Origin of the sequence: Kroppenstedtia sanguinis, from assembly GCF_050433445.1 — a bacterium.
Taxonomy (GTDB): domain Bacteria; phylum Bacillota; class Bacilli; order Thermoactinomycetales; family DSM-45169; genus Kroppenstedtia; species Kroppenstedtia sanguinis.
The window spans coordinates 110,827-131,373 of the sequence record NZ_JBNPXF010000002.1 but is presented as its reverse complement, the minus strand read 5'-3'; the positions used below and the strand labels follow the sequence as shown (position 1 = coordinate 131,373).

Genomic DNA, 20,547 nt, shown 5'->3' with positions numbered 1-20,547 from the left:
TCGGTCAGGAACCCCTGTGCCTCACGGCAAGTGGGGTTTTTCTTTTTGCCTCGGGAAAAACGGTGAATGGGAGCGGATGAGATGAAAAGATGGACGCGAATTTCTGCAATTGGATTATCCCTGCTGCTCGTGTTTGCGATGGTCGCCTGTGCGCCCACTCCAAATGCACCTGCTGACAACGAGGATTCCGGAAAGCAGGAAGCCGGTTTTCCAGTCACCTTGACAGATGGCACGGACACCCAGGTGACCGTAAAAAAAGAACCCAAACGGATCATATCCTTGATTCCCAGCATGACGGAGACGGCATACGCCTTGGGATTGGAGGACCGGATGGTGGGGGTGACGACCAATGATGATTATCCCGCCGAGGTCAAAAAGGTGGAAAAAGTGGGTGATATGAAGATCGACACGGAGAAGGTGCTCTCCTTGAAACCGGATCTGGTTCTGGCTTCAGAGGGTCTGAACGGGAAGGAGACCGTGGACAAGCTCCGCAAGCTGGGATTGACAGTCATCGCCTATGAACCTGAGAATCTGGAGGGTGTGTTCCAACAGATTCAGGATGTGGGGAAAGCGACAGGTGCCGGGAAAAAGTCGGATGAGCTGATCTCCAAGATGAAGAAAGAGGAACAGCAAGCGAAAAAGATCGCTGCCAAGGTACCAAGGGACAAACAGGCCAAGGTATGGATCGAAGTCTCTTCCGATCTATTTACTGCCGGAGAGGGCACTTTCATGGATGAACTGATCACACTGGCTGGTGGGAAAAACGTGGCGAAGGGAGAGAAAGGCTGGTTCCAAGCCTCCTCGGAGAATGTGGTCAAATGGAATCCCGATGTGATCCTCTACACCCATTCAGATAAAGAGGAGAAAATCGCAGCCCGGGGCGGCTGGAAAAGTATCCAGGCTATAAAGGAAGACCGGGTAGAACAGCTGGATAGCAATATCGTCAGTCGCCCCGGACCGAGAATCACCCAAGGGTTGCTCCAGATTTCCGAGGCGATCTACCCTGAAATATATGCCGAAACAGTCAAATGAAGCGATGGGGTTGGTTCTCACGGTTCCTGGTTTGGTCACTCGCTTTGAGCCTTCTGCTATTGATGGCGATGGGTGCGGCGGTCTCTTGGGGCAGTGCGGAGCTGGGATGGGAAGAACTCTGGCGAACCGTGGAGGATAAGTGGACGGGAGAGAAAACCGTGGATCCGGCGACTGAGGCGATCCTCTGGCAAATTCGTCTCCCCCGGGTGATTCTCTCCGCCCTGGTGGGGATGGCCTTGGCAGGAGCAGGGGTGGTGTTTCAGGGATTGTTGCGCAACCCTCTCGCCGACCCCTATATCCTTGGGGTCTCCTCCGGTGCTGCCCTGGGGGCGGCGATCGCCATCTTTACTGGTGCCGGCGTGGCCTGGTTGGGGGGATGGACGGTGCCGGTCTGGGCCTTTCTCTTCGCCACGGCGGCTCTCATCCTCGTCATTGGACTGGCGGGCAGAGGGATGAGTCGATCAACCCTGATCCTGTCCGGCGTGGTGATCCAGGCCTTTTTCGGTGCGATGCTAACCTTTATAATCGGGATCTCTTCAGCAGAAGAGTTGCAACGGATCCAGTTTTGGATCATGGGAAGTGTGGCTGCCCGGGAGTGGCACCATATCTATGTCGTGCTCCCTTTTTTGATTTCCGGGCTGCTTTTGATTTGGCTGATGGCGCGCCCCCTAAACTTGTTTTCCCTGGGAGAGCGGTCTGCCGCTCACCTGGGTGTCCCCGTCCGTCGGACTCGGCTGGTGCTGTTGCTTTCGGCCACCTTGATGACGGCAGCCGCTGTTTCTGTCTCCGGCACGATCGGATTTGTGGGGTTGATTATTCCTCACATCATGCGCCGAATCGTGGGTCCGGATCATCGGGTGTTGATCCCCGCCGCCGTATTGGCGGGAGGACTCTTCCTCGTCGGGGCAGATACCGTGGCCCGGACTGTGATGGAGCCTCGGGAGCTGCCCATCGGGGTGGTAACCGCCCTCGTCGGTGCACCGTTTTTTGCTTGGCAGCTAAAGCGCAGACACGAATATCCATGAGTGACTGGGAGCGATTGGGGATAAGGGGTAGATGGAGATGCTGATTGCAGAGGGTTTGCATAAATCTTATCCAAACCGGAAGGTCTTGCGCGGGGTAAATCTTGCGGTGTCCCCTGGGGAGATGTTGGGAGTGCTCGGTCCGAACGGTAGCGGAAAGACCACACTGATCCGGTTGTTGACCGGGGAGGAGCCTTTCGATGAGGGGGAAGTTTGGCTGGATGGGCGCCCCCTGTCCGCTTGGTCTCAGCGGGAGAAGGCCAAACGATTGGCCGTTCTTCCCCAGGAAGGGCTGCCTTCGGTTCCTTTCACGGTCAAAGAAGTGGTGGAGATGGGACGTCATCCCCATCAGGGTTTTTGGCCCTGGGAGGGAGAAGGGGATCAGCAAGTGGTGGAGAAGGTATTGCAGGAAACCGGCCTGGAGGCGGATGGCGATCGACAGGTGGATCAGTTGAGTGGAGGGGAACGGCAACGGGTGGCGATTGCCAAGGCGATGGCACAACGCCCCCGCGTGTTGATCCTGGATGAACCGACCACCTTCCTCGATATCGCCCATCAGTTGGGGATGCTGGACTGGATCCGGTCCTGGAGTCAGAAGGAGGGGGTGGCGGTCCTAATCGTCCTCCATGATCTCAACTTGGCGGCTCTTTATTGCGATCGGCTCCTGATGTTAAAAGGGGGCGTCTGTTTTGTACAGGGAACGCCCTCCGACGTATTGACTCCCGATCGGATCCGGGAAGTATACGGGGTGGAACCCGTTCTCACCCAACACCCGATCACCCATGCACCTCAGGTTTTGCTCCAACCAGGAGAGGAGATCCAACCGTCCTGAAATCGGCAGGATCGTTTCTGTTGTGATCACGGGAGACTCAAACCGAGGAGGAATGAAATATGAAACTATATACCCGGACCGGGGATGAGGGGAAAACCGGTGTGATCGGAGGCAGGGTGGATAAGGATGATATCCGGGTGGAGGCTTATGGCACCCTGGATGAGGTGAATGCCTTTGTTGGAGAAGCGATCAGCCGCCTGGATTCCGAGGCGTATGGGGATCTGATCGCCGAACTGACAGAGATTCAGCATGAGCTGTTTGATGCGGGGGGAGATCTGGCCCAGGCGGGCAGAAAGCGGAATTATAAAGTGAGCGGAGAGAGTGTAACTCGTCTGGAAGAGTGGATCGATCGCTATGAGCAGGAGACGCCGGAAATCCGCAGGTTTATTCTGCCTGGGGGAAGCCCGGCAGCGGCGGTGTTGCACATCTGCCGGGTACTCACCCGGAGAGCGGAACGGCGGGTGGTCACCCTCACTGGAGAACAGGAGACCAATGAAGAGGTTCGCCGCTACCTGAACCGCCTGTCGGATTATTTCTTTGCGATCGCCCGTGTGGTCAACGTTCGAAAAGGGATCGGTGACGTGGAATACAAACGGGGAGGCCAGGTCTTTAAGTAATCGGCTTCCATCGGGTATACTAGGGCATGTCTGGTAATGCAAGATTTAAGAAAAGACGGTGCCCACCGGTTGGATAGGACAGATCTCCCGACAGTGGAGTGAAAATATCGGAGGGCGGATGAGGTTTCACAGAGTCCTGTTGATTAGCCATATATGAGGTGGAAATCAGGTCGGGATGGTGGGAGGGTGAAGAGTCTTTGCACCCATAGGGCACAAGTCTCGCCAGGGTCGCTTTCCGCTCCCGGGTCTCGCTATGCGTTCTTTGCAAGAGATCGTAGCCGTCCCACCCTCCCCGTCCCCTCAAGCCATATTTACGATGGGGGCAATGGGAAGAGCGAAAGGATCCTTTCGTTCTTATCATCCACTTTATGGTTAAACAACAGCCCTGGGTTTCACATGGAGTGATCTTGGCAGTTCAGAACAACGAAAAGATCTGAAACCCCATCCCGACCGTCTACAAACGCAGGGTATCACAACCCTTCTAGGAAGGACCCACTACGCTTGGAGGGATCCAGAATTGACTTTAACCGTGTATCAGTATCCGCGCTGCGGGACGTGTCGCAAGGCGCTCAAGTATTTGGATGAGAAGGGAATCTCCCACGAAGACCGCCATATCGTCGAAAACCCGCCTTCTCCCTCGGAGCTGGCGAGCCTGGTGCAAAAGAGCGGACTCCCCCTGACCAAATTTTTTAATACCAGTGGGAAGAAGTACCGGGAACTGGGGCTCAAGGATCGCTTGAAGGAGATGGACGAGGCGGAAATGCTGGACCTGCTCTCCTCCGACGGAATGCTGATCAAACGTCCCATCGTCACGGATGGCAAACAAGTGACCGTCGGCTTTAAGGAAGAGACTTTTGACGAGGTTTGGGCCCGCTGAAGGCTGCATCGGATCGATCCGGTGCTTTTTTTATGCCTTGTTACAATCTGAAGACGAGTGTTGCAGTATGTCTGTTGGAATCCGATACAGACTAAGGGCGGAAGAGGGAATGCTCCATGTCAATCCATCAAAAAACATCCGCTCTGTCGCGAACCGCTGCGGAGTACTTGGTAGAACAATTGGCGGCCTGGGGATGTGAAAGGATCTATGGAGTGGCGGGGGATGCTATCTTACATCTCATGGATGCGATCGCCGCACAGGATCAGATCCGCTACATCAATTGCCGTCTGGAGACCACAGCCGCCCTGATGGCCTCCGCCGAAGCGAAACTGACTGGCCGGCTGGCGGTCTGCGCCGCCACTAGCGGCCCTGGAATCGTCCACATGCTCAATGGTCTGGCGGATGCCGCCCAGGATCGGGCACCGGTGTTGGCGATCACAGGACAGGTGGAACGAAAAAAGCTGGGGACGGGCAGTAAACAGGACCTCAATCAACAGGTGATGATCGAGCCGCTGGCGGTATATTCAGCGCTGACTGCTGATGCGAGAGTACTTCCCGTTCAGCTGAACCTAGCTATGAAGAAATCCATATCCATGGGGGGAGTTGCCCATCTGTCGATCCCGAAGGATGTCTGGATGGACGGCGTGCATGGAGAACTTTATCCGCCGATGGTTCCCCAGTCGGCCCCGCCGCCACCGGAGCATGAGCTGCAGAGAGCCATCGGAATTATGAAGAGTTGGGCCTGCCCGGTTATCCTGGCTGGGCGCGGGGTGAAAGGATGCGAAAGGGAATTGCTCCAGCTAGCCGAGAAATGGGGAGCGCCCATCATGACCACCCTCCCAGCCAAATCCTGTGTGCCCCATGATCATCAACTCTATATCGGCGGTTTGGGTCAAGGGGGCAGTGACATTGCTACGGAGCTGCTCCGGGAGGCAGACGGATGTCTGATCCTGGGCGCCACCTGGTGGCCCCAGGAAGTTGTTCCCGCCCCCATCCCGGTGATCCAGGTGGATGCCCGGCCGGAAAATATCGGGGATCGGATGCCGATCACCGCGGCAGTGGCGGGGGGGATGTCCTCTGTTTTACCACAAATGATACGGGAGATCGGGGATGGGGCTCCTTTCGCCTGGTTGCAGCGGGTTCAGGAACTGAAGGGGAATTGGAAATCACAGCTGGAAAGGGAGGCTAAATTGGATACGGAACCGATCGCCCCGCAACGGGTGGTGGCTGCCCTCCATCAGGTGGTGGAAGCCGATGCCATCATGGCTCTGGACGTGGGGGATCACCTGCTCTGGTTCAACCGGGTTTTCCAGGCGAAAAAGCAGGAGATCCTGATCTCGGGGCGCTGGCGTACCCTCGGCTTCGGATTGCCAGCAGCTATGGCCGCCAAGCTGGCTGAACCGGAGCGTCAGGTGGTGGTACTGGCGGGAGACGGTGGATTCGGAACGACATGGGCCGATCTGATCACGGCGGTGGCATATAAACTTCCGATCTCCATCATTCTGATAAATAATGGGGTCTATGCTATGGAGCGAAACCGAATGATCAAAGGGGGGCTTAAGACGCTGGGAGGTGAGGTGAACAGTCCGGATTTTGTCCAGATGGCGGAAGCATTCGGAGCCGAGGGATATCGGGTGGAACAGACGAAAGAGCTGGAACCCGCCCTAAGAGCGGCCCTGGCCTCCCGCGAGGTTTCCCTGGTGGATGTTCGCTGTGACGATACCATCGTCCCTCACACCAAACTGTGAAAAAGGAAAAACAGAGGATCTGGTGAAATAGGAGGCAGAGAGGCTTAGAAACCAAAAGCAGGGGGAGAGGGCCATGTGCGGACGGTTTACCTTAACGGTGGGACTGGGTGAAATCAAAGAGCATTTTCAAGTGGAAGAGATTACGTCGCGGGACTCGGTCCCTCGCTACAATATCGCACCGACACAGTCGGTGCCGATTGTGGTTTACCGGGAAAACACTCGGAGACTGGTGTCGATGCGCTGGGGATTGATCCCGTATTGGGCTAAGGATGTTTCCATCGGAAGCCGCCTGATCAATGCTCGCAGCGAAAGTTTGTCGGAAAAGCCAGCTTTTCGCCACTCCTTCCGTCGCAAACGCTGTCTGGTGCCAGCGGATAGTTTCTACGAGTGGAAAAAAGACACATCCGGTAAAAAACAGCCAATGCGAATTTTGTTTGCGCAGGGCGACCTGTTTGCTTTTGCCGGACTCTGGGATCAGTGGACTGATCCCGAAGAGAGTTGCACCCTACATACATTCACCATCATCACTACCTCTGCCAATGACAAGGTTCGTCCGATACACCCACGAATGCCTGTCATCCTGGACCGATCGGAGGAGGACCTGTGGCTGGACCCCAGGATTCAGGATCCCGACGGGCTGAAGTCTCTGTTGGATCCCTGTGATCCGGCCCCCATGCGGACCTATCCCGTCTCCCCCATCGTCAACTCTCCCAAAATTGACCAACCTGAATGTATCCTTCCGATGGAGTAGGAAAGGGTAGTGTTTGTAGATGATCTTTAGTTGCATAGGACTTTCTTTCATCCCCCTTTTCGGGTGAATCCACACACCAGATACCAGGGCTATTGATGAACCATCAAGTGGATGATGGGAACAAAACCAGGGCTGTTGATTAACCAGCAAATGGGCAGCGGAAGGGAGTCGTGTGCTGCCATAGCGAGACCTGGGAGCGGAAGCGACCCTGGCGAGACTTGTGCCTATGGGTGCAAAGGCTCTTCACCGTTCACCATCCTCCTTATTTCTTATCTAAAATAGGGCTAACCCACACGCTTGAGCAGATCCATTTTGTTTTTAACTCATTAAAAAATTTTTTCTATAAAGATGAGATCATCGATATTCATTTTTGAACAAGAAGTGACGATTTTTCTGCAAATTAGTTTCATTTATCGCTGAAAATCGTTCCCAGGTTATATTGAATTTAACATAGTATTGACTTCTATAATATAAATGTTATTGTATACATGGAACCCAGGCAATGGACGGTTTAGCGGATCGATTGCATGGGTAGATTGTTAACATGAGTCATGAGTATCAAAGAATGAAGGAGGAACTATGCTATGCCTCAACGTTTGGTAGGATTGCCTGCGCCGGACTTTGAAATGAACAGCACAAAGAATCTCGAAACCTTGGAAGAAAAAGTGAAGCTCTCTGATTACGAAGGGGAGTGGCTGGTGTTGTTCTTCTATCCCAAGGACTTCACCTTTGTCTGCCCGACTGAGATTACCGCTCTCTCCGACCGTTATGAGGAATTCCGGGATGAAGGATGCGAGATCGTCGGTGTCAGCACAGACACGGAGTTCGTACACCGTGCTTGGATCAACACTTCCCGGGATGACAACGGTCTGGGTGAGGTTAAATACCCTCTCGGTGCCGATCCGACCCACCGCGTGAGCCGTGCCTACGGAGTGTTGAACGAAGAAGAGGGCGTCGCTCAACGGGGGCTGTTCATCATCGACCCCGACGGGATTGTCCGTTACCAAGTCGTGACCGATGACAACGTAGGTCGCAGTGTGGATGAAACTCTTCGGGTACTGAAGGCTTTGCAAAGCGGGGGCCTCTGCCCATCCGACTGGAAACCAGGTGAAAAAACTCTCTGAGGGGGATCCCAGGACCTAACGCCTCCGTTAGGTCCTTTTTCACCAAATATAAACCGAAACGGCTAGGGACGATGAAGTAGGAGGTATGAGACATGGCGTTACGATTGCGCACAGAAATGCCGGAATTGAAGGGTGTCACCGAATGGGTGAACGGAGAGGTGACCAAGGAGGAGCTGCTGGGAAAGCCGGTCCTGATTCACTTCTGGTCCATCAGTTGCGGCATCTGTAAAAAAAGCATGCCGGATGTCCTAAAAATTCGGGACGGTTACAAGGATGCGGGCCTGCAGGTGGTGGGGATCCACATGCCCCGTTCCGAAAAAGATACCGATAAAGAAGCGGTCAAAGAAGCGATTGAAAAATATGAGATGACCCATCCCCAAGCCATCGATAACCAGCACAGTGTCGTAGATGCTTTTGAAAACGAATTTGTGCCTGCCTTCTACCTGTTTGATGCAGAAGGGCAGCTACGTCATCGCTCTGCCGGTGAAAAAGCCATGAAAATGTTGGAGCGTCCGCTGGAGCGTCTCCTGGGAAACCAAGAGCAATAGGAGGGGATTGGGATGAATCTGCCCAAAGAACTGAAGTACAGTGAAGAGCACGAGTGGGTCAAACAAGAAGGGGATCAGCGGGTACGCATCGGGATCACCGATTTTGCCCAAGACGAATTGGGTGATATCGTCTTCGTCGAACTGCCGGAAGTAGGCGATGAAGTAGAATTTAACTCCCCATTTGGCAGTGTCGAATCGGTTAAAACGGTTTCGGAACTGTATTCCCCGGTCTCGGGAAAAGTGGTGGAAATCAACAGCGACCTGGATGATTCTCCGGAAAAGGTGAATGAATCCCCCTACGCGGAGGGATGGATGGTTGTCGTGGAAGTCAGTGACGCTTCCGACCTGGACAAGTTGATGGATGCCGACAAATATGAAGCGATGGTTGCTGAATGAAGAGAGCTCCCGGTGCCTTGAGGTGCCGGGTTTTCTGTTTGATCCACTCAGAGGGCGGGTTTTCAATCCCTCGGCTAATAGGGTACAATACCCTTATCTGTTGTGTGAACTATTTGAATCAAAGGAATCCGATCAGCCGAGGAGATCTGGGAGGTGCTGAAGTTGCGTTTTCTGGTGGTTGGAGCGGGTGCTGTCGGCGGCTACTTTGGCGGTCGACTGATGGAGAGTGGTCAGGATGTCACATTTTTGGTACGTCCTCGCCGCCAGGAAGAATTGGCGAGCAGGGGTCTGGTGATTCACAGTACTCAAGGAGATTTCCATTCCCCTGTTCAAACCCTGACTCCAGGTCAGCCAGGCGGCCCTTTTGATGTGGTACTGTTGGCTGTGAAAGCTTATCACCTGGAACAGACTATCCAAGATCTGCTTCCCTATGTGGGAAAGGATACGGTGATTCTACCTCTGTTAAACGGAATGGTTCACTTGGATCGACTGCAGGAGGTTTTCTCCCCTGGACAAGTATTGGGTGGGCTTTGCTTGATTGAAGCCACCTTGAATGATGCAGGCGAGGTGAAACACTTCGGCGAGCGGCATCATCTCTTTTTCGGGGAGCGGGATGGTTCGGAATCGGAGCGGGTCAGGCGATTGGAACAGGCGATGGAAAAAGCGCGCTTTGAAGGGATTCGTAGTGGCGAGATCCTGCGTCGCATGTGGGAAAAGTATTTGTTTCTCGCCACTTTCAGCGGGGTGACATGCTTGATGAACAGTGCCATCGGTCCGATCATGGAGACCGGGAAGGGATCCGCCCTCACACGGAGACTCCTCGATGAGATCGCCTCTGCCGCTCGCCGGCGGGAACCCACTCTGGATGAGGACTTGGTGGAAAAAGTGTATGACATGATTCGATTCCTGGAACCCTCGATGAAATCCTCCATGCTACGGGATATGGAAAAAGGCGCTTCCGTAGAAGGGGATCATTTGCAAGGGGTGCTTCTCCAGATGGCGGGAGAAGAGGCGGACCTTCCTTTATTGAGTACAGTGTACACCCGTTTGCAAATCTATGAGGCCAGGCGTGTTGAGTAGCCATATTTTAGGTAGGAACTAAGGTCGGAAGAGCTTTTGCGCTCTTTGTAAGAGATCGTAGACGTCCCACCATCCCGTCCCCTCAAACAATATTTTACGGGGAAGAGGGAGGTCGTTTTGTTCCCATCATCCACTTTAGGATTAATTAACAGCCCTGATATGTAGCTTATCGCCAGTGACCCTCCTGAATTGACAAAGAGGGCGCCACAGGTACCTGTGGTGCCCTCTTTCCCACGGAGCAGATTTTAAAACTGCATGCGAAGCTGATGGTTGAGCTGTTCCGCTTTGGACAAAGCGTTCAGATCTCGCAGGACATCTCCGGGATTGTTTCCATTGCCGATGATATAGTGGGTAAATTCGATGCCCATAAACTCGAAGATCCAGTAAAATTGCTGGATGAGAGGGAAGCCTTTGATCTGGGGATCATCCCCTCCGGTCATTACGACAATCACTTCTTTTTCACTCATGCGGTCTTTAAAGGTCATATCACTATAATACGTAGACCAGCGGTCGATGAAATTTTTCAGAATTCCAGGCATACCGTACCAATAGATGGGTGTTGCTAAGAGGAAAATATCGTGATTCAGCATCGTCCGAATTAACTTGGCATGATCGTCGTGGACGGGTTTGAATCCTTCAGGGGCGTGGCGAAAATCCTGGATCGGTTCAATATGTTGATCCATCAGGTGAATTTTGGTGCAGTTCAAACCTTCCACCACGATATCTGCCAACAATTCAGAGTTTCCCTGCCTGCGAGTGCTACAGTATAAAGCCAGAATGCTCATGGATTCCCAACCAACCTTTCTCTCAAACTCGCTTTTGTCCGGGAAAACCACTCCTCATATCATAGCTGAAGTAAGATCGATTGGCGAGAGGATAGATGGAATTTCCATTTTGGGGCTCTATTGAAATCTGTGGCACGACTCGTAGCTGACGAGTGCAAAATCCCATCCTGACCCGATCTCCCATGGGGTACGGCGAATCAACCTATCTGATACTGAATCCATTCATGGAAAGAAAAAAACTCGATGCTTGCTCAGAGGAGCCTTCAGTTTTCCGCCAGGATGGTCTGGATTTGATTGATCAGCAGGCCGACCGCCACCTGGTTGTGGCCCCCTTCCGGGATAATCAGATCGGCGTAGCGTTTGCCGGGTTCGATAAATTGCAGGTGCATCGGACGGACGACAGTGAGATATTGCTGAATCACCGAATCCAATGTCCGGCCACGGTTCTTCACATCCCGTTCCAAGCGGCGCAGGATCCGCACATCGGCATCGGTGTCCACAAACACTTTGATATCCATCAGGTCACGGAGGCGTTCGTCCTCCAGAATCAAAATGCCCTCCAGAATGATCACATCTTTGGGCTCCACCGGGATTCTTCGCCCTGCTCGGGTGTGAAGGGTGTAATCGTAGACCGGTTTTTGGATGGGGGTTCGCTTTAACAGTTGTTGCAAATGAGAGAGGAGCAACTCGGTATCGAAGGCGAAGGGATGATCATAATTGGTATGAATTCGTTCTTCCATGGGTAGGTGTGACTGGTCTTTGTAATAGGCATCCTGTTCAATCAATGCGACAGAATCGGCAAACCGCTCGCAGATATTGCGAGCGACGGTGGTTTTGCCGGAACCGCTCCCGCCGGCAACCCCGATAATGATCGGTCTCTTCATAGATAATCCCTTTCTATAAAGCATAGTGATCGAGTGCGTTCTGAGACGGTCGGGGTGGGGGCTGATTCCGATCCCTAAATTGCTTCCGCCCTCCCTGAAAAGGATTCTTCACGATGCTTCTAAGGTTTGTCCGGCCATTTCCCTTCCGATGTCAAAAGAAGGAGCGGCTAGTGTGACCGATGGAGATCCTGGGCCCCATCAGGTCCTCTCGCCAGGGTAGTTCTCCTTCTCAGTTTTGAATGCACTCAGGGGAACACAAATCTTAGGCTATCGGAGTCCCGGTCTGACTCCTCAGCTCGGGATGAATGCTCCCTCCCGAATCCGTCAGTCTGTGGAAATCACTTTGCTGATCATAGCAATTCCGGGAGTTTTTTTCAAGAAAGTTGGGAGCGTGGGCTGTCCATGGAGAAAAAGAAAAATCCCCCTTGGCTGGGGGATTCCACAATAAACGCTGGAATCAATCCATCGGTCCGGCCTGGCGGATGCGATCGCTTACATCAGGGAAACGCTGGAAGTTTCCCCGGAATCGGCGAGCCAGCTCCCGGACTTTGACATCGTAAGCTTGGGGATCGGACCAGGTATTCCGAGGAAATAGCACGTCAGAGGGAACACCGGGGCACCGATTGGGGATTTGTACACCGAACACAGGAGCAGGAGTGAAGGTGGCCTCCTCCAGAGACCCGTCCAGAGCGGACCGGACCATGGATCGTGTATAAGCGAGTTTCATCCGTTCTCCTTCCCCGTAGGGACCACCGGACCAACCGGTATTCACCAAGTAGACACGAACCTGGTGGCGGTCGATTTTTTCTCCCAGCATCTCTGCATAGACACTGGCGGGACGAGGGAGAAAGGGCGCACCAAAACAAGTGGAGAAGGTAGCTTCCGGTTGGGTGATACCCCGTTCTGTTCCAGCCAGCTTACTGGTATATCCCGACAAAAAGTGGTACATGGCTTGTTCGGGGGTCAGTTTAGCGATCGGGGGAAGTACTCCGAAGGCATCTGCCGTCAGGAAAATAATCACATCAGGATGACCGCCTACACCGGGAATTTTGGCTGACGGGATGTGTTCAATTGGGTAAGCAGCCCGGGTGTTTTCCGTCAAGGAACTGTCATCATAGTGGGCGTGACGATTATCGTCCACCACAACGTTTTCCAACACGGCACCGAACTGGATCGCATCCCAAATCTGAGGTTCCTTCTCTTTGGAGAGATGGATACATTTAGCATAGCAGCCGCCTTCAATGTTGAAGATGCCTTCATCGGACCAGCCATGTTCGTCGTCCCCAATCAAGCTTCGCTTGGGGTCGGCAGACAAGGTGGTTTTTCCGGTTCCCGAAAGTCCGAAGAAGAGGGCGCTATGTCCATCGCTATTCATATTGGCGGAGCAATGCATAGGTAGTACATTCTGTTCTGGCAACAAATAATTCATCACACTGAAGATGGACTTCTTCATTTCACCGGCGTACTCGGTTCCGCCGATCAGAATGATCCGACGTTCCAGGCTAATAGCGATAAATGTTTCCGAACGGATCCCTACTTTTTCGGGTTTTGCCTGAAAGCCTGGGGCGCTGATCACGGTGAACTGGGCTTGATGTTCGCTCAATTCTTCTTTTGTTGGTCGGACAAAGAGCTGTCTGGCAAACAAGTTGTGCCAAGCATATTCATTGATGACGCGGATCGGAAGGCGATAACGGGAATCCGCACCGGCAAAACCGTCAAAAATAAACACATCTCGTTCCTTGAGATAATCTTTCACCTGTTGGAACAGACCTTCGAATGTTGCTGGATTCATGGGCTGGTTGACGTTTCCCCAATCGATCTGATCTCCGATGTTGGGATCCTTGACCAGGTATTTATCCTTGGGGGAGCGTCCAGTGAATTTTCCTGTGACGGCACGAAAGGCACCTGTACGGGTCAAGATTCCTTCCTTTCGTTCCAACGCTTTTTCTACCAGCTGAGGAGGGGTCAAGTTGAAATGTACACTCCCATTCAACTCGAGTTCCACGGAATGGTTGGCATCCATTTGTGTCTTCATCGGTCCATCCTTTCTGTACATCACATATCTGCTGGAAGGGGTATATATTCCCCGCTGTTGACGGAAAGAGTATAACATATTTATTTTTTATATTAAATAGTATGGAACAATAATCGAAAGGATGGAGAGGTCTGCCCATTGACTTAATCCTGATTAAGTGTTATCTTCATACAGAATGAATATGATTGCGGGAGTGTTTGAATGAGTCAGCTAGCGGAAGGATCCGTCGTGACTGGCGAAGTGGTGGCCATCAAACCCTTTGGCGCCTTCGTCAAACTTGAAACCGGAGAGACGGGTCTGGTTCATATCTCTCAAATCTCCAGCAAGTTCGTCGAGAAAGTGGAGGACGAATTGACGGTTGGAGATTCAGTCAAAGCGAAAGTACTTTCCATCGATTCATCCGGGAAGATTTCACTGTCCATCAAAGCGCTCACCGATGACCGTCCCCGTGGAGGGCGTCGCGGCGGACGAGGCCGAGGTGGTGCCCAAGACTTTGAAGACATGATGAAAAAGTGGATGAAGAGCAGTGAAGAGCGCCTGAGTGCGTTGGCGGCCAAACAAAAAAAGGGGCGTTGAGATCATAGATCCGTCACCCGAGGTGAACACATCTTCCGCATATCTGAACGGAAGGTGTTTTTTTTGCGTTTATTTCCAACAGGATAAGAGCACGCCCTCGGCGTGCCCTTGAACATTAGGGGAGTGTATCCAGGACTTTGTAGGCCTGACTCTCTCCTTCATCGTACAATCGGATTTTCACCAGTCCTTCATTGGAAATGTCGTCAGTGACATCTACTTTAAAATCAATGTCTTCATAATCGCTGCCGTCACCGGGGGTAGGTACAGCAACACGTGTGATCACCTGTCTTCTTTTTCCGTTGCTGTCATGGAGGATGATATCATAGTAAAATTCCGGACTCAGATCGGTTTCCAGGGTCACGTGATATTCGCCTTCAGACCCGTTGGAAGAGATATTTTTGAAATGAGGATCTCCCTTCTCCCAATCCATACCCTTCCAGTCATGACCTCCATCTTCCTGGGAATCCTCCGCCTCTTCCTCCTCCTCCGTTTTGGAAGAGGAAGCGCCTGGGGAAGTGTCAGCCGGGGAATCTTCCTTATCTGACATTTCCTTTTCAGACTCGGACTCCTTGGAATCCACCGTCGCTTTCGATTTCTCATCCTGCGTGGGTGTACCCGTTGTTTCCGCATCGGCCTGTCCGTCAGAAGTATCAAACAGCCCGGAAAAGAAAATTCCATAAGATAAGAACGATAAGAGTGCGATGGCCATTGCCAGGCCCATCCATCTCTTCTTTTTCCCTTTTTTACGGGTCTGGCGGGACTGGGTGATCCGAGTGGTTCGGCTCTGCTGCTGTGGCACCCTCTCGGAGTTCATTTGCGACGGGGGCTCGTCCCTTGGTGTCCAGGCTTGCGGTTCCCCTTGACGTGGGGCTTCCGCGCCCATGATGGTCAGTTGACGAAGGGCCTCACCCATCTCCTGGGCTGATTGGAAGCGATGTTCCGGTTTTTTCTCCATGGCCTTGAAAATTACGGCACAGAGAGATTCCGGAAGATCGGGAACTATAGAACGGGGGTCAGGCACCGGTTCTTGCAAATGTTTCAGGGCGATAGCGACGGCCTCTTCTCCATCAAAGGGAAGCTGGCCGGTAACCATCTCATATAACGTCACCCCGAGGGAGTACAGATCTGACCGGACACTCACCGGTTTGCCCTGGGCCTGCTCTGGTGAGAAATAGTGAACCGATCCCATCACAGATCCGGTCTTGGTGATCGTGGATGAACGGGTAGTTCGGGAGATTCCGAAATCGGCCAATTTGTATTGACCATCCAGGGTGTACATCACGTTGTGCGGTTTTAGATCCCGATGAACAATCCCTTTTTTGTGGGCATGGGCCAGTCCGTCACACACTTGGGCAACGATGTAGGCAGCTTCTTCTGCCGGGATTCTTCCCCTTTCTTCAATCTGATCCATCAGGGAAGCGCCTTCGATATATTCCATGACGATATAGTGGGTATTCCCTTCCCTGCCTACATCGAACACCTGGACTACATTGGAATGGGATAAACTTCCGGCTGCATGGGCTTCCCTTTCAAAACGACGAATAAAATCTTCGTCGTGACTGAGGGAGTCATTCATCACTTTGACAGCAACATGACGGCCCAGAGCCGTATCCATCGCTTTGTAGACGACAGCCATTCCGCCGCCACCCGCACGTTGCAGGATCTGATACCGGCCGCCCAACCACTTTCCTTCCACCTGCATCACCTTTCTTTGGATAAAGCGGCCGTGGCCAGCCGTGGGGGCGGCCACTGGCTCGTTACCAATTCTATCATGATCCGTCAGGTTGAAAAATAATATTTGCCAAAAAAGTTCAAGACTGAACAGGAGGGATTTCGGCCGACTTATTTGACTTGGCAACCGCTGTGAGCATGGGAGCTTGATGTCGGTTCAAGGTTTGGCAAGAGACGGTCCGAAACCGACCGGCGTCCAATCTTTTTAGAAGGTTCACCACCTTCTCAGCTTCTTCGATGCCCCCAGGATGACCTGTGTAGAGCATTACTGTCAAAATTCCGCCAGGGGCCAGCCACTCCAGGGCCTGTTCCAAAGCGAGGAGGGTGGTGTCGGCACGGGTGATGACCCTCGGATTTCCTCGAGGGAGATAGCCGAGATTAAACATGATCGCCTGAACCTTGCCCTTCGACTGGAGAGGCAGGGTCTTCGCCATCTGCTCATGGCCTGCCCGATGAAGGGTGACCTGCTCAGACAAACCTGCTTTACGAAGACGGTCTCCGGTGCGATCCAGCGCTTCCTGTTGGATATCGAAGCCGTGCACCTGACCGGTACTCCCCACTGCCTGGGCGAGAAAGAGAGTGTCGTTTCCGTTGCCCACTGTGGCGTCGACGACGAGGGAGCCAGGGTTTAATACACTCTTCACCCAATGATGGGCCTGAGTGAGAGTAGACGGCAGACTCATAGACGGACACCGCTACGTTGCGGGAGCTGGGAGGTGATCCTAGGAGACCACTTTTTTCCTTGCCAGGAATTGCGTCTTTTTAATTCATCATCGATCCCGTTCAATGTTTCCCATTTTTTCGAGCTCCACATCGGACCGACCAACAGATCGGGAGGTCCATCCCCAGTGACGCGATGGATCACCATCTCCGGCGGTAGCATCTCCAGCGTGTCCGCAACCAACCGGATGTAAGTGTCCCGGTCCAGCAGTTGTAGCTGTCCATCCTTGTATTGCCGCATCATAGGCGTTTTGCGCAACAGGTGGAGGGAGTGGATTTTGATTCCTTGAATATCCATGGCTGCACAGGCTTGGGAGGTCTCCAACATCATCTCTACGGACTCCTGCGGGAGACCATGGATAATGTGGACACAGGTACGGATTCCATATCGGCGAAGCTTGGCGACGCCATCGAGAAAACAGGCATAATCATGTCCCCGGTTGATTAAATCCGAGGTGGAGTCATGCATGGTTTGTAACCCGAGTTCTACCCACAAATATGTGCGTTGATTCAGCTCGGCGAGCAACTCCACCACATCGTCGGGAAGACAGTCGGGTCGGGTGGCGATGGAGAGTCCCACCACATCAGGTTGCTCCAAGATCGCTTCATACATCGGACGGAGGACCTCCACAGGAGCGTAAGTGTTACTGAAGGCCTGGAAATAACCGATATACTTGGCTTTTGCCCATTTTTGATGCATCCGGTCCCGGACGGTGTTAAATTGATTTACCAAGTCCTGGCGACGATCACCGGCAAAGTCACCTGATCCGCGAGGGCTGCAAAAAGTACACCCTCCGCTGGCCACACTTCCGTCCCGGTTGGGACAGGTGAAACCACCATCCAATGGGACTTTAAACACTTTATGGCCAAAATGGTTCCGTAAATGGTGATTCCATGTATGGTACCTTTTATCCCCCCATAACAGAGGGATCGGTTCTGACGATGAAGCATTCATCCAGCTCATGAGACACCCTTCCTTCGTTGAACAATGTCTCTCAAGTATAACAAAACTGCCAGTCAAAGTTTGATCCTTACGCAGGAGGGAAAAATAGAAGTTGAAGCAACAATTTGTGGAGAATGGCCCGGTTGTTAGGTGAAATTGGACACTACCATCTGAAAACGGGTCATCCTGTCCAGCGTAGAAGTCTGGCTGGAGGTGTCTGATCCATTCATGTTTGGGTCGATTACGCTTTTGGGACAGACCTGGCTTGGCAAACCAGAGGGGGCCGTTTTTTCTTAAGCACCAGGCGTGCTGACTAGCCATATTTTAGGCAGGAAATCAGGTCGGGATGGTGGGAGGGTGAAGAGCCTTTGCGCTCTTTGCAAGAGATCGTAGCCGTCCCACCATCCCCGTCCTCTCAAGCAATATTTATGGGGGCAATGGGAAGAACGAAAGGGCCGTTTCGTTCCCATCATCCACTTTAGGGTTCATCAACAGCCCTGACTTCAATTACCAGACATGCTCTAGGAACAATCCCTTTCTTGGGCTGTCTTTGTCAGGCTTTGCCTCTGTTCGAGAGGTGCCTCGGAGCAGGATTGAACACGATCTGACCACCTAAAATATTCCATCAACATCAGGGCTGTTGATTAACCAGAAAATGGGCAGCGGAAGGGAGTCGTGTGCTGCCAAAGCGACCTTTGCACCATAGGTACTACAATTTGAAGTTAAGGATGCGCCACAGGCACTACAATCTCGATGGGCTGAAGCCCTGGAATAAAAGTAGCCATCCTACCCAGTGGAGAATCTGGAGGGAGGGCGTTTAGGGGCAACCTCTTCCCTGTGTTGCTTCCGTAAGGCTTTGCCCCTGCCCGATGGTCAGATTTGGAGCGGCCAGATTTCACTTCCTTGCCGGATAGCAACGGTCGCGTGGGTGAACACGATCTCCTCACCCAAAATATGGCTAATCAACACGCCTGCATCAACATGCCTGCATAAGAAATGTGTGACAACAAGGGGGAATTGGAGCCTACAGTTTATAATTTTCGGACATTCTGTTCTACCACTGTACCACCGACTGTTTTTATGAACTGTACTCATCTGTTATAGTCTGTTAAACCCTTATATATAAACGGTTATGGGGGACAATTGGCAAGGTGTTGACTGTATCTTGGGGGAAGTGTATCATGCAATTGAAATGGCTTTCAGAACCCTGAGATGCAACTCCTACCCGTTCCGGTTCGCTGGCTGTGAATCTGAAAGGGATTTTGCCTGTGGGGGCACTTGTTCGTTTCTTCATTCCCGGAAGTTTTCTGCATGCATGAGAAGTTTTCTATGCTGCCAAGAATAGCTTGTGGGAAGGTTAGGATGAGTCTCTTGGAGTGACGTACAAAACTTGGTTAATTTCTCCGGATTTCTGGGAGACTACCCCAAGAAGCCTCTGTTAGCGTAGGTTGGAGGAGTATGTAAAACCAGGCGTGTTGATTCCCCCTATTTTAGGTAGGAGATCAGGTCGGGATGGCGGGAGGGTGAAGAGCCTTTGCACCCATAGGGCACAAGTCTCGCCAGGATCGCTTTCCGCTCCCGGGTCTCGCTATGCGTTCCAAGCCATATTTTACGATGGGGGAGCAATGGGAAGAGCGAAAGGATTGTTTGGTTCTTATCATCCACATTGTGGTTAATCAACAGCCCTGATGTAAAACATCAACTCTTTGCCGAGATGCCCAATCAGGGCCGAACCTTTAAAAAGTGAGGTGGATCCATCGTGCCGAAAGTGATGGAGTTAAAGCAAGATCCAGAAATTTTCCAAATACTGGATGAAAACGGCGAAATCATTAAAGGCCAAAAGGCTCCGAACTTGTCCGACGATGAACTGAAACATATTTACCGCTGGATGCTCAGGGTCCGAGCCTACGACGGTCGTGCCATTAAACTGAACCGTCAGGGCCGCCTGGGTTTTTATGCACCGATGGCCGGTCAGGAAGCTTGTCAGATCGCATCCATGGCCGCTCTGAATAAATCGGACTGGTTGTTTCCCAGTTATCGGGACGTGGGTGCTTCCATGCACCATGGATTGTCGATGGAAATGGCATTCCTCTATTCCCGGGGTCAGATCGACGGGATGAAAATTCCGGAGGATGTGCAGATGTTCCCGCCCCAGATCATTATTGCAGCCCAGGTGCTACATGCTGCTGGTGCTGGCTGGGCCTACCGTCTGCGGGATGAAGATCGGGTGGCGATCGCCTTCTTCGGTGATGGGGCTACTTCCGAAGGGGACTTCCACGAAGGTCTCAACTTCGCCGGCGTCTACCATTCCAACTCCATTTTCTTCTGCCAGAACAACCAATACGCAATCAGTGTGCCTTTTGACAAGCAGACTCGTGCGGAGACGATTGCCCAGAAGGCAGTGGCCTATGGGATCACCGGTGTCCGGGTGGATGGAAACGATGCCCTAGCTGTCTACCAAGTGACCAAAGAAGCAGCGGATCGCGCTCGCAAGGGTGAAGGGCCGACGCTGATCGAAGCGGTCACCTACCGGGTGGGACCCCATACCATGGCCGGAGATGATCCGGGACGTTACCGGACCAAGGAAGAGGAAGAGTCCTGGACGTCCAAACGGGACCCCCTCAATCGTATGCGGAAGTATCTGGAGGCCAAGGGGCTGTGGTCCGACGAAGAAGAAGAGAAGACTGTAGAAGAGTGGATGAACGAAATGAACGAAACGATCAAGAAGGTTGAAAAGATGCCGAAGGGAACGGTTGCTGATCTGATCGATGATCTCTACACTGAAACCCCGGCTATCCTGAAAAAACAAAAAGACGAATACCTCTCCTGGAAGGAGGGCAAATAAC

General features: G+C 52.5%; 19 protein-coding genes. 13 read left to right on the top strand and 6 right to left on the bottom strand.

Annotated elements, in window-relative coordinates:
- Positions 1 to 81: 81 nt before the first annotated feature.
- The 11 genes from JOD24_RS02290 to JOD24_RS02240 all read left to right on the top strand — a co-directional run bounded on the left by JOD24_RS02290 (position 82) and on the right by JOD24_RS02240 (position 10,027).
- Entirely contained in the window at positions 82 to 1,032 is a 951-nt protein-coding gene (locus tag JOD24_RS02290; RefSeq protein WP_429246252.1) for an ABC transporter substrate-binding protein, read from the top strand.
- Positions 1,033 to 1,076: 44 nt separating this feature from the next.
- Positions 1,077 to 2,057 (top strand): FecCD family ABC transporter permease, encoded by a 981-nt coding sequence (locus JOD24_RS02285; RefSeq protein ID WP_429246251.1) that lies wholly within the window; start codon positions 1,077 to 1,079, stop codon positions 2,055 to 2,057.
- Positions 2,058 to 2,094: 37 nt separating this feature from the next.
- Positions 2,095 to 2,886, top strand: coding sequence for a heme ABC transporter ATP-binding protein (locus JOD24_RS02280; protein WP_380166253.1), 792 nt, complete (start codon positions 2,095 to 2,097; stop codon positions 2,884 to 2,886).
- 59 nt (positions 2,887 to 2,945) lie between these two features.
- The gene (locus JOD24_RS02275; protein WP_380166255.1) at positions 2,946 to 3,503 is read left to right on the top strand and encodes a cob(I)yrinic acid a,c-diamide adenosyltransferase; all 558 of its coding nucleotides are present in this window, start codon (positions 2,946 to 2,948) and stop codon (positions 3,501 to 3,503) included.
- A 517-nt stretch (positions 3,504 to 4,020) separates the two neighbouring features.
- Positions 4,021 to 4,380 (top strand): arsenate reductase family protein, encoded by a 360-nt coding sequence (locus JOD24_RS02270; RefSeq protein WP_429246250.1) that lies wholly within the window; start codon positions 4,021 to 4,023, stop codon positions 4,378 to 4,380.
- 116 nt (positions 4,381 to 4,496) lie between these two features.
- The gene (locus JOD24_RS02265) at positions 4,497 to 6,128 is read left to right on the top strand and encodes a thiamine pyrophosphate-binding protein (RefSeq protein WP_429246249.1); all 1,632 of its coding nucleotides are present in this window, start codon (positions 4,497 to 4,499) and stop codon (positions 6,126 to 6,128) included.
- 73 nt (positions 6,129 to 6,201) lie between these two features.
- Positions 6,202 to 6,879, top strand: coding sequence for an SOS response-associated peptidase (locus tag JOD24_RS02260; protein WP_380166261.1), 678 nt, complete (start codon positions 6,202 to 6,204; stop codon positions 6,877 to 6,879).
- A gap of 584 nt (positions 6,880 to 7,463) precedes the next feature.
- Complete coding sequence (locus JOD24_RS02255) at positions 7,464 to 8,003, top strand: peroxiredoxin (protein WP_380166263.1); 540 nt, start codon at positions 7,464 to 7,466, stop codon at positions 8,001 to 8,003.
- 92 nt (positions 8,004 to 8,095) lie between these two features.
- Positions 8,096 to 8,551: a redoxin domain-containing protein gene (locus JOD24_RS02250; protein ID WP_380166265.1), complete on the top strand. Its 456-nt coding sequence runs from the start codon at positions 8,096 to 8,098 to the stop codon at positions 8,549 to 8,551.
- 12 nt (positions 8,552 to 8,563) lie between these two features.
- Complete coding sequence (gcvH, locus tag JOD24_RS02245) at positions 8,564 to 8,947, top strand: glycine cleavage system protein GcvH (protein WP_380166267.1); 384 nt, start codon at positions 8,564 to 8,566, stop codon at positions 8,945 to 8,947.
- 153 nt (positions 8,948 to 9,100) lie between these two features.
- A complete protein-coding gene (locus tag JOD24_RS02240; protein WP_380166269.1) occupies positions 9,101 to 10,027 on the top strand; it encodes a ketopantoate reductase family protein in 927 nt (308 codons plus the stop codon).
- A gap of 245 nt (positions 10,028 to 10,272) precedes the next feature.
- Here the strand turns inward: JOD24_RS02240 and JOD24_RS02235 are convergent, their stop codons facing one another.
- The 3 genes from JOD24_RS02235 to pckA form a co-directional block, all read right to left on the bottom strand.
- Complete coding sequence (locus tag JOD24_RS02235; RefSeq protein WP_380166271.1) at positions 10,273 to 10,812, bottom strand: flavodoxin family protein; 540 nt, start codon at positions 10,810 to 10,812, stop codon at positions 10,273 to 10,275.
- Positions 10,813 to 11,075: 263 nt separating this feature from the next.
- Positions 11,076 to 11,696, bottom strand: a complete 621-nt coding sequence (gene udk / locus JOD24_RS02230) for a uridine kinase (RefSeq protein ID WP_380166273.1) — start codon at positions 11,694 to 11,696, stop codon at positions 11,076 to 11,078.
- Between the two features lie 457 nt (positions 11,697 to 12,153).
- Complete coding sequence (pckA, locus tag JOD24_RS02225; protein ID WP_380166275.1) at positions 12,154 to 13,731, bottom strand: phosphoenolpyruvate carboxykinase (ATP); 1,578 nt, start codon at positions 13,729 to 13,731, stop codon at positions 12,154 to 12,156.
- Positions 13,732 to 13,932: 201 nt separating this feature from the next.
- On the opposite strand from pckA, the gene JOD24_RS02220 reads away from it, so the two are divergent.
- The gene (locus tag JOD24_RS02220) at positions 13,933 to 14,307 is read left to right on the top strand and encodes a S1 RNA-binding domain-containing protein (protein WP_380166277.1); all 375 of its coding nucleotides are present in this window, start codon (positions 13,933 to 13,935) and stop codon (positions 14,305 to 14,307) included.
- Between the two features lie 115 nt (positions 14,308 to 14,422).
- Here JOD24_RS02220 and JOD24_RS02215 read toward each other — a convergent pair whose 3' ends face one another.
- The 3 genes from JOD24_RS02215 to mnmL form a co-directional block, all read right to left on the bottom strand.
- A complete protein-coding gene (locus JOD24_RS02215) occupies positions 14,423 to 16,003 on the bottom strand; it encodes a protein kinase domain-containing protein (protein WP_380166279.1) in 1,581 nt (526 codons plus the stop codon).
- A gap of 115 nt (positions 16,004 to 16,118) precedes the next feature.
- Positions 16,119 to 16,721: a tRNA 5-(aminomethyl)-2-thiouridylate-methyltransferase MnmM gene (gene mnmM / locus JOD24_RS02210; RefSeq protein WP_380166281.1), complete on the bottom strand. Its 603-nt coding sequence runs from the start codon at positions 16,719 to 16,721 to the stop codon at positions 16,119 to 16,121.
- Entirely contained in the window at positions 16,718 to 17,713 is a 996-nt protein-coding gene (gene mnmL, locus JOD24_RS02205; RefSeq protein ID WP_380166325.1) for a tRNA modification radical SAM protein MnmL/YtqA, read from the bottom strand. The genes mnmM and mnmL overlap by 4 nt, the downstream gene beginning before the upstream one ends.
- Positions 17,714 to 19,472: 1,759 nt before the next feature.
- Between mnmL and pdhA the strand changes: the two genes are divergently transcribed.
- The gene (gene pdhA / locus JOD24_RS02200; protein ID WP_429246272.1) at positions 19,473 to 20,546 is read left to right on the top strand and encodes a pyruvate dehydrogenase (acetyl-transferring) E1 component subunit alpha; all 1,074 of its coding nucleotides are present in this window, start codon (positions 19,473 to 19,475) and stop codon (positions 20,544 to 20,546) included.
- The last annotated feature ends 1 nt before the right edge of the window (position 20,547 follow it).

Bases quoted from the DNA above. Each gene is read 5' to 3' on its own strand.
- JOD24_RS02290 (WP_429246252.1), top strand. From the start codon at position 82: ATGAAAAGATGGACGCGAATTTCTGCAATTGGATTATCCCTGCTGCTC.
- JOD24_RS02280 (WP_380166253.1), top strand. From the start codon at position 2,095: ATGCTGATTGCAGAGGGTTTGCATAAATCTTATCCAAACCGGAAGGTC.
- JOD24_RS02275 (WP_380166255.1), top strand. From the start codon at position 2,946: ATGAAACTATATACCCGGACCGGGGATGAGGGGAAAACCGGTGTGATC.
- JOD24_RS02265 (WP_429246249.1), top strand. From the start codon at position 4,497: ATGTCAATCCATCAAAAAACATCCGCTCTGTCGCGAACCGCTGCGGAG.
- JOD24_RS02260 (WP_380166261.1), top strand. From the start codon at position 6,202: ATGTGCGGACGGTTTACCTTAACGGTGGGACTGGGTGAAATCAAAGAG.
- JOD24_RS02255 (WP_380166263.1), top strand. From the start codon at position 7,464: ATGCCTCAACGTTTGGTAGGATTGCCTGCGCCGGACTTTGAAATGAAC.
- JOD24_RS02250 (WP_380166265.1), top strand. From the start codon at position 8,096: ATGGCGTTACGATTGCGCACAGAAATGCCGGAATTGAAGGGTGTCACC.
- gcvH (WP_380166267.1), top strand. From the start codon at position 8,564: ATGAATCTGCCCAAAGAACTGAAGTACAGTGAAGAGCACGAGTGGGTC.
- JOD24_RS02235 (WP_380166271.1), bottom strand. From the start codon at position 10,812: ATGAGCATTCTGGCTTTATACTGTAGCACTCGCAGGCAGGGAAACTCT.
- udk (WP_380166273.1), bottom strand. From the start codon at position 11,696: ATGAAGAGACCGATCATTATCGGGGTTGCCGGCGGGAGCGGTTCCGGC.
- pckA (WP_380166275.1), bottom strand. From the start codon at position 13,731: ATGAAGACACAAATGGATGCCAACCATTCCGTGGAACTCGAGTTGAAT.
- JOD24_RS02220 (WP_380166277.1), top strand. From the start codon at position 13,933: ATGAGTCAGCTAGCGGAAGGATCCGTCGTGACTGGCGAAGTGGTGGCC.
- mnmM (WP_380166281.1), bottom strand. From the start codon at position 16,721: ATGAGTCTGCCGTCTACTCTCACTCAGGCCCATCATTGGGTGAAGAGT.
- mnmL (WP_380166325.1), bottom strand. From the start codon at position 17,713: ATGAATGCTTCATCGTCAGAACCGATCCCTCTGTTATGGGGGGATAAA.
- pdhA (WP_429246272.1), top strand. From the start codon at position 19,473: ATGGAGTTAAAGCAAGATCCAGAAATTTTCCAAATACTGGATGAAAAC.